Here is a 12846-nt window from a genome sequence, read left to right as displayed (position 1 = left end):
ATGTCAACACATAAAAAATTCAAATTTATTATAACAACGTACTACAGATTTTAAATTTCAAGGTTATTAAAAAACAAGGACTTAAATCCTTGTTTTTTTTTTACTTTTACTCAATGAATTTTCTGGCACATTTATATCTTTCAAATAACAACAAAGGGTTAATGATAGGCAATTTTATTGCCGACCATGTAAAAGGGAATAAATTCTCTCTTTTCCAAGATAATATTCAGAAAGGAATTTTACTTCATAGGGCTATCGATAGTTACACAGATACTCATGAAATTGTAAGAACCAGTAAACGAAGATTACATGAACGATATGGTCATTATGACGGGGTTATTATCGATATATTTTATGATCATTTCCTAGCAATTAACTGGCGTGATTATTCAGAAATACCTTTGGATATTTTCGTGAACTCAGTATATGATTTACTTCAATCAAATATCAATACACTTCCTCAGAAAACACAAGATATTCTTCCTTCCATGATAAAATATAATTGGCTTTATAATTATCAATTTGCTAAAGGGATAAAAGCAGTACTAAATGGAATGAATAATAGAACAAATGGGAAATCAAACATGAATTTAGCTATTGAAGACTTACTATTGCACTATGATAACTTTAAAAATGATTTTACAATATTCTTCAAAGACCTTAAAAATTTTTCTGAAATTAAAATAATAGAACTTTTGAATAACTAATTTAACTTTAAAACAAATGAAAAAATCACTAATTGTAATACTCAGCCTCTGCTACCTGTTTAGTAATTGTAAAACAAATTACCTAAAAGAGAAAAATACAACTGGTGTAATTGCTAATACCGCGATGGTTGTTTCAGCAAGACAAGAAGCTTCTCAAATAGGAATTACTATTTTAAAAAAAGGTGGTAATGCTTTTGATGCTATGATGGCCACTGAACTTGCCTTGGCGGTAGCGTATCCATACGCAGGTAATATTGGTGGTGGTGGTTTTATGGTATACCGAACACAGACTGGTGAAATCGGGGCGTTAGATTATCGAGAAAAAGCACCTCTTTCTGCTCATAGAGATATGTATTTAGATGAACTAAAAAATATAATTCCAGGTAAAAGCACTAAAGGCGCTTCTGCTGTGGGAGTTCCTGGTACAATTGCTGGTATTTTTGAAGCTCATAAAAAATTAGGTTCACTCCCCATAGAACAAATTATTCAACCAGTAATTGATTTAGCTAAAAAAGGTATTGTTATAACAAAAAAACAAGAGAAAAGATTACAAAAATATCGAGACATTTTTTTAGAGGTTAATAAAGATACATTCTTATTAACACGTCCGTGGAAAGAAGGAGATACTATAAAATATAACGCATTGGCGGAAACATTAACTAAAATTAAGAAGAATGGTAGAGATGAATTTTATAAAGGCGAAACAGCTAAAAAACTAGCTGCATTTTTACAGAAAGAAGGAGGCTATATTACTGAAGAGGATCTTGCCAAATACGAAGCTAAATGGAGAAAACCTATTGTTTTTCCATATGATGATTTAACTATTATTTCAATGTCCCCTCCATCTAGTGGTGGTATATGTTTAGCAGAAATCATGAACGCTATTGAGCCTTTCGATCTTCATGAATACGGGCATAATTCTGCAAAATCAATTCAAGTAATTACAGAAGCAGAAAGAAGGGCTTATGCAGATAGAAGTTATTTTTTGGGAGATCCTGATTTTGTATCTATTCCTACTAAAAAATTAACAAGTAAAGAATATACCTCTGAAAGAATGGGTTCTTTTTCCTTTGAGAAAGCTACTAAATCAAGTGATTTATCACATGGAAATGTAGAAATTGTTGAAAGCAATGAAACTACACATTACTCAATTGTTGATGCATTTGGAAATGCTGTATCCGTAACAACAACACTTAACGGTGCTTATGGAGCTAAATTATTCACATCAGAACTTGGATTTTTCTTAAATAATGAAATGGATGATTTTAGCAGCAAGCCTGGTGAGCCTAATATGTTTGGACTTGTTGGAGCTAAAGCAAATGAAATTGCTCCTGAAAAAAGGATGCTGAGTTCTATGACACCTACTATTGTTGAAAAAAATGATAAATTATGGATGGTTGTTGGAACTCCGGGTGGTTCTACTATCATTACTTCCGTGTTGCAAACCATTTTAAATGTACATGAATATAAAATGGGAATGCAAGAAGCTGTAAGTAAACCTCGTTTTCATCATCAATGGCTTCCTGATGTGATAAAAATGGAACCCAATAGTTTTTCTAATGAGGTAAAATCAATGCTTTCTGAAAAAGGATACAGTATAGATGAAACAAACGCACCTGTAATCGGTAAAGTTGATGCTATTTTAGTACTTCCCAACGGCAAATTAGAAGGAGGAGCAGATCATAGAGGTGACGACACTGCCATTGGTTTTTAAACTTAAAAATAAATGATTCCATAAGGTTCTCTATGATATAGTTACTATTTTTTCTTTACACCAATTGACTAATAAAATTAGAAATAACAAATTTTGCAATGGTTATTCATTACATTTAAAAAAATATAAGTAATGAACAAACATCACGAATTCATGAGCGAAGCAGTTAAAGCTGCAATAATTGGTATAAAAAATAATGAAGGAGGACCTTTTGGATGTATAATTGTTAAAAATGGTGAAATTATCGGGCAAGGAAATAACAAAGTTACATCTACCAATGATCCAACAGCTCATGCGGAAGTTACAGCCATACGAAATGCTTGTAAAAAACTGAACAGTTTCCAATTACATGGTTGTACTATTTACACTTCTTGCGAACCTTGCCCTATGTGTTTAGGAGCAATTTATTGGGCAAGACCTGACAAAGTATACTATGGATGTGGGCAAAAAGATGCCGCTAAAATAGGCTTTGACGATTCTTTTATATACAAACAAATTCCTTTGTCTTACCATGAAAGAAATATTCCATTTGAACAAATAGGAAGAGAAATGGCCCTTATACCTTTTGAAAAATGGATTCATAAAAATGATAAAGTCACTTATTAAAAATTGATACAATTCATTTTTTATCAAAAAAGTTTATACAACAACGAATTACAAGCAGTATTATTTGTAAATAATATTGCTTGTTCTATTTTAATTTGACAGCTTACTTGGCTATGAATTGTTTATACTTTTAAATAAAATAGAGAGCATCGCCTTAACTTATAATAATACTTGATAATGAATATTTAAGAATTCTATTAAAGATACTAGGTTTATAACTTTATGAAATTTTTAAAAGAAAACAAAATTAAACTATCTATGCATTGATAATCCTATTTATTTGAAACGTAAACCCCCTGTATTATTTCGAATTGTAGTAAACTAATCATTAATACCTATCGAACTAAAAAATCAGAGTATAAACTAACCTGAAATGGTTTCGCTGGAAACTTACCATTCAATATTATTGAAAAATCTAATAAACATATTCTTTTTGAAATTCTATATTAAGAAAATACACTTTTAAAATATCTCTTTAAATTTGATTTACAAATAAAATACCTTTGAGTTTAAAATGAGATTGTAGTTACGATACTGATACTATTTTTTCACCAAAGATACTAATTCTACTTCTAATAGTCGTTTAACGACAAAACTTCAATTTTCAAGATCACTATATCGAATTCGACAAAAGAGGGTTTCCTATTATGCATATAAAACCTAAAAATGACTTCAGAAGAATAAAATTAGATTAAAAAAAACCTGTATATCAAATCACTACACAAGGTTTCTATAATTTTTTAAAAAATCAATTTTAAAAAATACGCTTAAAATGTAAGAAACATATGGCTGGTATAATTTTTTACATTCAAAATTGAAAACACCTTGCTTTCTGGACAAAAAGAGAAGGTATTTCTCTCATTTGTTTTGAACCATGGAGTGAAATTACAATCAAAATAATACTAATGGAATTTTTAAAGACAAAGCTGGAATTATAAAACTATATCTAAACCAACTTTATACCAATACATACACTATGCTGTTTTTTTAACTTTTTGATTCTAAAATCAAATTCATTGTTTTTTTACGCTGAATTTTTTGAGTATCCGTCTCCACAAATTTAGAAATTACATAGATTTCTTTTGGTTTTTCGTACCTTCCTAATATCTCTAAGTTATCTATTTTTTTCTTTAAATCTGAAAGATTCATATTCACTTCTTCTCCCTCAATAATAAGAATTAATTTTTGTCCTAAAACCTTATCCGGAATTCCCATTACAAAAAAACGTCTTAGAATTATTTGCACTAATTTTTCTTCAATAACTTCAGGATTCAATTTAATACCTCCAGAATTGATAATATTATCGTACCTCCCTACCCATTCAAAAGAACTGTTTGAATATAATTTTATAATATCATTAGTAACAACTATTTCTTCGGATATTTTAGGAGCATGAATTACCAAACATCCTCTATCGTCTTTCTCAAATGAAATTCCTGTAAGTGCTTCATAACAGGGTTTTTCTGTATTAGAAATAAAACCATTAAGTTTTTTAACTGCCACGTGGGTAACCGTTTCGGTCATTCCATAAGTTGCAAAAACTTCGGTAGAAAAGTTTTGGAGTTGTTTCAGAGTATCATTATTAACAACTCCTCCGCCAACAATTATTTTTTTTAACTTATTTAAGTCTTTTAAGCTTGCTTGCAGCTGCAAAGGAACCATCGCTGCGAAATCATAACTTTTTTTTGTGCTAGCTAAAGGATTCGCTATTGGCTGAACAATATCTATATTCCAACCAAGAACCATTGCCCTAACTAGCATCATTTTACCTGCAATATAATCAACAGACATACATAACAATGCTGTTGTGTTTTCATATAATTGAAAAAATTCTCCAGTTGCTTTTGCAGAGTTTATCATAAACTCCTTCTTTAACTTTATATGCTTCGGCTTACCAGTAGACCCAGAAGTTTTTACAATAATAAATTTATTACTATTAAACCAATCATAAAGAAAATCGTGAACTTTTCCAGAAATATTCTTTGTGAATTTTTGGATATCACTTGATGATGCAAATGATCTACCATTTAGTTTGAAACTTGAATGGAAATACATTAATTATGAATTAGAATCATTTACCATTTGACTCATAGCTTCTTGCCTTGGAAGGTCTATTTTACCAAATAATTTTTCCTTCCAATTTTTCCATTCATATTTTTTCGAAAAGAAAAACAATAGTATTGGATATAAAACAAGTACAGGTAAAAACATTTCTAATCCTACCGAAGGTTCTGATGAGTCAATAAATAAAGCATCTGTCTGAAATACAGTCCAATCGGTGGTTACATAAAATGCAGCTACGATATTGTTAATTGCATGTAATCCTAATGCTAATTCCATTCCTTCATCCAGTAAAGTAACAACGCCAAACAACAAGCCTGTCCCGATATAAAAAACCATCGTAATAGGGCCTAACTTAGCAACTTCTGGGTTCGCCCCATGAAGAAGACCAAAAATTACTGAGGTCATAATTAAAGGAAACCATCTATTTTTTACCAGTATTCCAAGTCCTTGCATTAAATATCCTCTAAACAGCAGTTCTTCAAAAGAAGTCTGAATTGGTAAAAATAAAAATGAAATTAATACTAACACTAAAAATGACAACGGTTTAAAATTCCATGTGTAGTGCTCTGGCTCTATCATGATTCCAATAGTTACAACAAAAAAAGAAATAAGTCCCCAGCTAATAAAACTAAACCAAAATCGTTTCCAATCAATACGATTTCTACTTGTAATGACCGTTTTAAAAGGTCTTTTGTGAAGAAATTTAACTCCTAACATTAAAAATAATAATCCAAAAGCAAACATTAGAATAATTAGAAATAGGTAAAGATTACTATTAATACCCAATCCTGTAAAATTGCTTTGCGCAGCAGCGTGAAATTCATTTATATCTTCCGCATGTCCAAATGCAGTGATCAGTAAAGGAATTACTCCTAAGAACTGCCAACCAAAACCAACAACAAATAACGTCATTAAATAAATGAACCATTCGTTTCTTCCTTTATAAGCTTGCTGTATAAAATTCATAATTTAAAAATTAAAGCTCCATTTTTTATCTTTATTATAATGCAACCCTCCTTGAATGACTTCTAAAGGGGAGTCGAAATTATTTGTAAATAAGCCTCCAGTTCCCAACCCTTGAGGTAAAGGATTACCCATAGAATGAGTCCATTGTGCTATTGCATTTAAACCTACATTACTTTCAAGAGCGCTTGTTACCCAGTTTCCAATTTTATAATTAGACGCAACTTTTATCCATTCGTTACTTCCTTTTATCCCTCCAATTAAACTTGGTTTTAAAATTATAAATTGTGGTTTGATTGTTTCAATACACTTTCTCTTCTCCTCTAAAGAAAATATTCCTATTAACTCCTCATCTAAGGCAATTGGTAAAGGTGTTTTACTACAAAGCACTGCCATTTCTTGCCATTGCCCCTGTTTTATTGGTTGTTCAATAGAATGCAACTCAAGATCCGATAATTTTTTTAATTTTTCTAGTGCATTTTGAGAAGAAAAAGCGCCATTTGCATCTACTCTTAACTCTATTTCTTCTTTTGAAAACTCACTCCTTATTGATTTTAGAAGTGAAATTTCTGTATCAAAATCAATCGCTCCAATTTTCATTTTTATAGTAGTAAAGCCTTCCTTTAATTTATTTTTAATCTGCTTTTGCATAAAAGCTTTATCTCCCATCCAAATAAGTCCATTAATAGCTATATTTTTTTTGGATTCTGTAAATTTTGATGGAAACAATAAATATGGATTCTTACTATTCAGCGATAAAAAGGCTTGTTCTAGGCCAAATTGAATAGAAGGAAACTCTATAGTTGCCTCTAACAACTTCTCAATACCTAGATTTATATGCTCACAAACCCATTTTATCTTGGTCTGATAGTCAAGCCTATCATCTATACTCAATCCCCTGAACAAACCACACTCACCTATTCCTTTCTTTCCCTCCTTCTCCAAAAGGATAAACCATGTTTCTTTGGTTTTCAAAATTCCTCTAGAAGTTCCGCTGGCTTGTTTAAATTCTAATATATATTTTCTGCAATCTGCTTTAATCATTTTCTCTTTCTACAAGTTTTTTAAAATTATTCAAATACTCTTGATCCTGTTTTGATAATTTACTACTAACCAATGGTAACATACAACCTAAAATAAAACTCTCACTTTTAATATTAGTCTTCAAAATTAAAGTAGTAACTTCATTTGATGCTGCTTCAAACAGATAATCATCTGTTTTGTACATTCCGCCTCCTTTGAAGAATAACTTAATTCTTTCATTTTGAATAAACTCTAAAACTCGCTCTTCTAAAATAATTTTACTTCCATTATTATTAACCTCAATTTCGTAGAAACTTCCTTTTTCTGACTCTGTCTGAGTTATAGGTTTTATAGATGTTATATCTGGTATCCAATCCATCAGTTTCGAATCATCATTGAATATTTTAAAAACTTCAGATAGTGGTTTTTTTATAACTATCTTAGATGTATAATTTATCTCTTGAAAAATAACTCCGAGAGCAAAAAACACTAATGATAAAACTATAATAATTCCTAAAATAACCTTTACGTACCTCATTTTTATCTTGTCTGCGCTTCTTTTCTTTGTCATGATAAGATACTTTTAAAGGCTTATACTATCCCCTATTTCTAATAAAAGAAGTTCTTTTTCTTTACTAGAAAACTGTTGTTTTGCTTTTTTTTCATCAATTTCTATTGGTGGAAAAGTATTGTAATGACATCCTATTACTTTATTACATTCAAGAAAATCACTAGCTATAATGGCGTCATCAACCCCCATCGTAAAAGTATCTCCTATTGGAAGAATTGAGGCTTGCAGACTTGTAGTCATTGGGATTAACTTCATATCCATTGTTAAAGCTGTATCTCCCGCTATATAAATAGATTTATTTTCTCCTGTAATTACAAACCCTCCTGGTTGCCCTCCATAAGTTCCATCAGGAAATGATGAGGTATGTACAGCATTTACATATTTTACAGAAAAATTTTCTGTATGATAAGTACCTCCATGATTCAAAGGATATCCTTTGATACCTTTTTCACCAAAATACATTACTATTTCAAAATTCGAAACTAGCAATGCGCCTGTCTTTTCTGCCAGTAATTCAACATCCAGAATATGATCCTGATGTGCATGTGTAACTAAAATATAATCTGCTTTAATGCTATTTAAATCTATATTAGATGCTTTTGAATTTCCCGTTATAAACGGATCAACGAGAATATTGATGCCGTTAACTTTTATTCCAAAACAAGCATGTCCGTAAAATATAATGTCCATTTAATTAACTGTATTTAAATATGTTTTATAAAAATAATCCTACTGAAAAGAGTATCGCGAAAAGAAAAGTACTCAAAGCTACTTTCTTTAATTCTCCATCTAATTTTGCTTCTTCTTTATTTTTCATTACGAATAATACATGTTTTATTAGTGGAACATATGCTACCATAAATAAAAATTGATAAGGGGAGCGATATTGCAAAACTGAGTATAGAAATGTGAATAAAAATGAAGAAGCAATTAAGTAATAATGATAATATTTTGCAAACTCAGAACCTATTTTTACAACTAAGGTATTTTTTCCTGAATTTTTATCCGATACTCTATCGCGCATATTATTTAAGTTTAAAACAGCTGTACTTAACAATCCAATTGTGAAAGCAGGAAAAAAAACAATATATGTTAATTGTTTAACATATAAAAAATAAGTACCAACTACTGCCAACAAACCAAAAAACAGAAAAACAAACAAGTCTCCAAATCCGCTGTATCCATAAGAAAATTCACCTATTGTATACTTTATAGCTGCAACTATTGATATCAATCCTAAAATAAGGAATAGCATAGAATAACCAAAATTTTCTTCGCCAAAAGCCTCATAGATTAATAAAATGGCTGTAACTATACTAATAATAGAGGTTACTACTATAGCTCGTTTCATTTGATTAGGAGAAATAGCCCCTGAAGAGACCATTCGAGCTTCTCCTTTTCTATTATCATCTGTACCTTTTATTCCATCTCCATAATCATTAGCGAAATTAGACAATACTTGAAAACCAATAGTTGTTAATGTAGCCAACCAAAAAATAGAGGATTGTAATAAATTGGTATTTGGTGTGGTTGTTTGTAAATTTTCTATTACAGAGCTTTTTAATACTTCAGTAAAACCTATAGAAGCTCCAACAATTATGCCAGAAACAGATAATGGTAAAGTTCGTAAGCGTGCCGCTTTTATATAATTTCTCATTTGTTTGCTAAAATTATAATAAATCTATAGTCAAAAAACATAATAAATGCATACCACATACACTATTAATCAAGACACATAGATCATTTAACTTTTATAAAACATCAAAGATACTTATTTGACATTAAAATACAGTTATGATACTTATTCTCATTATTTAAATACATAATACTTCAATCGCTTTACCAAATATTAATATCTAAAAGGTCCAATTAATAAAAAAGAGGAAACAAATTTAATTTGCCTCCCCTTTTTTAAATTAATTAAAAAATAAATTTGTTAAAACTTGAATGTTAGCCCTGCCCTAAATGAGGTTCCATTAAAGCCAAATTGACTTATTTCAAATGGATATCTAAAACGTCCTCCAACATTTGTTTTTGGATCCCCTTTAGGATCAATTTCATCTGGATAGATATTGAATAAATTATTCACTTGTGCTCTGAAAGCTACCATTGTAGATAGATCATAACCAATTGATAAATCTGTAATTACTTTACCTGTAAATGTTTGATCTTTTGTCCTTGCAAAAGGATGTTGCCAAGTAATCTCTCCAAAATAAGTATTATTTAAATTTGCTGAAAAACTGCCAATTCTATAATCTCCTCCAAATAAAAATTTCATATTTGGTCTAGCACTTGTAGTTTTAGATTGCTCCTTTCTATTAAAAATTTCATTCTTATAACCACTTAGTTTATTTGGAGTTTCTACTTCTCCATCTAATTTAGTTTTATTAACGTTAAGAGCTAAATTAACCCCTAATTTACCTGAAGCAAAATCAATATTCTTATAACGCATGGTATAATCAAGACCGTGCGTAATTGTATTTAATGCATTGATAAAAAATTTAATACTTTGTACATTATTATCATCTAAAATTTTCTCAATTACTGGGTTTGCAACACCATTATCATCAAAATCATCTATCTCTCCAGAAAATAACACTCGATCATTCACTTTTACATTGTAATAATCTAATGAGATTGTAAAATCTCTTGATGCTTTTACCGTTAATCCGGCAGAAATATTCTCCGAAGTTTCAGCAAATAAAGACGCAACTCCCAAGTCTTGAATTACATCACTTTCGTTATTAAAGGTACCTTGACTCGACACTGAACTACCTGAGACAATTGCTTGTATATTACTCAAGTAAACTTGATGTAAAGAAGGAGCTCTAAAGCCGGTACTATAAGCTCCTCTAAGAACTCCAGCTTCTCCAATTTTATATCTTGAATTAATTTTCCAAGAAGTATTTCCTCCAAAATCAGAGTAGTTTTCATGACGTACTGCCCCACCTATTAAAAATGTATCAGAAATATCCCAATCCAATGTTCCATATAATCCTATGTTGGTTCTAGTCTCATTCAACGCATTACTTGGTTGTAGACCTGGAAAAGATAAAGCTCCTTTACCTACATAAGATTCTATTTGACCTTCAGTTACTTTGAATCGTTCTTGTCTAGCCTCAATACCGAATGCCATACTTAACTCTCCAAAGGTTCTGTTAATATCAAAATTACCAATAAAATTACTAAAAGAATAGGCCCCTGCATTAAACTTAGTAGGACTACTTGATTTTAAGGTAGGATTTATCGTATTATTAACAGTGTAATCGACTTTATTACTACCAAAAGTGGCACTTAAATCTGCATTAAAACCAGCAATTAAAAATTCACTACCAGCAGTTAATAAAATATCCTTAATATCTGTTTCAAAAGTTGGTTGAAAGCCTTGATAAAAGCCGTCACCATTAAAAAGCGCATTATCTTGTGGTGAATTTTGACCAGGTATTTCAGGCCAGTATGGCGCTCTGTAAATCATAAAACTTTTTCCTTTTCTTAAATTAAACCCTCCAAAAGCATATATTTTTGAATTATCATTTAACGGAAATTCTGAGTTTAAATAAATATCTCCTTTTGTCATTTCTGGCAAACCTATAGTCATTCCTAAATCTGGGTTTGCTTTTAACCAATCTGTGTTACCATAGAGAATGTCTGCTCCGGTGGCCAAAACACCATCCGTTGCAAAATATCCATCAGCAGCTTCAATCGGATATTCTCCGTCAACATATCGTAAGCCATATAAACTGTCTCTTCCTGGTGTTCCTGCTCTATTTGTAGAATCCTGATGTCCAACCCCTAAAGTAGCATTTATAAAAGATCCGTTAGCAAAACTCAGTGTATGGTTTACATCTACATCTGCATTAAATCCATCTCCTCGAGAGGTAATTCCAGAGTTTATATTAACTTTTGATGTGTTTATACTTTTTTTAAGAATAATATTTACCACACCTGCAACGGCATCTGATCCATATTGAGCAGAAGCCCCATCTCTTAAAATTTCTATTCTCTCAATGGCTGCTGTAGGAATACTTTTCATATCTGTTCCTACTTCACCTTTTCCAGCTGTATCATTTACATAAACTAAGGCACTCTGATTTTTTCTTTTTCCATTTATAAGAACCAAAGTTCTACTTGGTCCTAAGCCCCTTAAATCAGCTGGATCAAAGTGAGATGTTGCATCAGAAACAGCGTGATTTGTTGAATTATAAGAGGGAGAAGTATAAGTTAACATTTGATCAATACTTGACTTACCCGTCATCTGTAATTCATGACTTGCAATATTATCAATAGGCACAGGAGAATCTAGAATAGTCCTTGGCTTCGATCTGTTACCTGTTATCACTATCTTATCGAGAATACCTTTATCTTCCTCTAAAATAATTCGTATGTCTGATATTTTTGATACTGTTTTTTCTTCAGTTTTATAACCAACTGAACTAAAAACCAACACTGTCGGTAATTTGGAAACATTTAAGGTAAATTTTCCATTTTCATCTGTTTCAGTGCCGTTAAAAGTTCCTTTTACGATTACATCCGCGAAAGGAAATCCGTTACCATCTATATCTTCAACTTTCCCTTTAATTGTTTGGGAGATAATGGATGTTGAATAACAGAATAAAAACAATGCAAACCATTGCTTAAGTTTTAATTGATTGTTCATTTGTGTAATTATTATTTGATCTAAATACTTTTTCAATATTCACCTGTGCCAATAAAATAAATTTTACGGGAGATTATTTTTAGCGACTAACTAAAACACATTTATTTAATTAGGACGATGAAATTTTTTAATTGGAATTTTAAATAATCATGAGCCTTAATCTTAAATAATTTAATATTAAAAGCAAGAATTATTTAGTAAATATGAAGCCTAAAATAATCATTGAAACCATAATATTTTACTGGTAACAATACTCATAATTTTAGGTCGGGAAACCATCTATAGCCAAGACAAATTAACAAATATTCAATTAAGACAACAAATTTTTAATGGCTCTTTATGCAAATAAAAAGTAATAAAAACAGCATCTCTTTTTAACAAATTGTTAATCAATAAAAAAGAAATTACAATAAAAAAAATTATTTATTTTATTAGAGATATTTATTCAAAATAAAATTAAAATTAGAGTTTTTTATTGTCAATTTCACCCCTAAAATAAATCTAATTACGCAAATTTTTTGGAGAAAGAATCTATATTGTA

General features: G+C 30.4%; 10 protein-coding genes. 3 read left to right on the top strand and 7 right to left on the bottom strand.

The window, feature by feature from the left end; all coding sequences use genetic code 11:
• The first annotated feature begins 113 nt into the window (after window positions 1-113).
• From AC2GW8_RS14425 to AC2GW8_RS14415, 3 genes are all read left to right on the top strand, one after another.
• A complete protein-coding gene (locus tag AC2GW8_RS14425) occupies window positions 114-707 on the top strand; it encodes an acyl carrier protein phosphodiesterase (RefSeq protein ID WP_440880577.1) in 594 nt (197 codons plus the stop codon).
• Window positions 708-723: 16 nt separating this feature from the next.
• The gene (gene ggt / locus AC2GW8_RS14420; RefSeq protein ID WP_440880576.1) at window positions 724-2421 is read left to right on the top strand and encodes a gamma-glutamyltransferase; all 1698 of its coding nucleotides are present in this window, start codon (window positions 724-726) and stop codon (window positions 2419-2421) included.
• A 132-nt stretch (window positions 2422-2553) separates the two neighbouring features.
• Complete coding sequence (locus tag AC2GW8_RS14415) at window positions 2554-3027, top strand: nucleoside deaminase (protein WP_440880575.1); 474 nt, start codon at window positions 2554-2556, stop codon at window positions 3025-3027.
• A 987-nt stretch (window positions 3028-4014) separates the two neighbouring features.
• Here the strand turns inward: AC2GW8_RS14415 and AC2GW8_RS14410 are convergent.
• From AC2GW8_RS14410 to AC2GW8_RS14380, 7 genes are all read right to left on the bottom strand, one after another.
• Window positions 4015-5082: an AMP-binding protein gene (locus AC2GW8_RS14410; RefSeq protein WP_440880574.1), complete on the bottom strand. Its 1068-nt coding sequence runs from the start codon at window positions 5080-5082 to the stop codon at window positions 4015-4017.
• Between the two features lie 3 nt (window positions 5083-5085).
• On the bottom strand, window positions 5086-6057 hold the full coding sequence (locus tag AC2GW8_RS14405) for a CPBP family intramembrane glutamic endopeptidase (protein ID WP_440880573.1): 972 nt from the start codon (window positions 6055-6057) through the stop codon (window positions 5086-5088).
• 3 nt (window positions 6058-6060) lie between these two features.
• Complete coding sequence (locus AC2GW8_RS14400) at window positions 6061-7098, bottom strand: o-succinylbenzoate synthase (RefSeq protein WP_440880572.1); 1038 nt, start codon at window positions 7096-7098, stop codon at window positions 6061-6063.
• Window positions 7091-7648, bottom strand: a complete 558-nt coding sequence (locus AC2GW8_RS14395) for an SRPBCC family protein (RefSeq protein ID WP_440880571.1) — start codon at window positions 7646-7648, stop codon at window positions 7091-7093. Before AC2GW8_RS14395 ends, AC2GW8_RS14400 begins: the two co-directional genes overlap by 8 nt.
• A 12-nt stretch (window positions 7649-7660) precedes the next feature.
• Window positions 7661-8338, bottom strand: coding sequence for a metal-dependent hydrolase (locus AC2GW8_RS14390; RefSeq protein WP_440880570.1), 678 nt, complete (start codon window positions 8336-8338; stop codon window positions 7661-7663).
• Window positions 8339-8363: 25 nt separating this feature from the next.
• The gene (gene menA / locus AC2GW8_RS14385) at window positions 8364-9305 is read right to left on the bottom strand and encodes a 1,4-dihydroxy-2-naphthoate octaprenyltransferase (RefSeq protein WP_440880569.1); all 942 of its coding nucleotides are present in this window, start codon (window positions 9303-9305) and stop codon (window positions 8364-8366) included.
• Between the two features lie 279 nt (window positions 9306-9584).
• Window positions 9585-12305, bottom strand: a complete 2721-nt coding sequence (locus AC2GW8_RS14380; RefSeq protein WP_440880568.1) for a TonB-dependent receptor — start codon at window positions 12303-12305, stop codon at window positions 9585-9587.
• Between the last annotated feature and the right edge of the window lie 541 nt (window positions 12306-12846).

It is taken from the genome of Tenacibaculum profundi (assembly GCF_057162725.1).
This window is presented reverse-complemented; position numbering and strand designations above follow the sequence as displayed.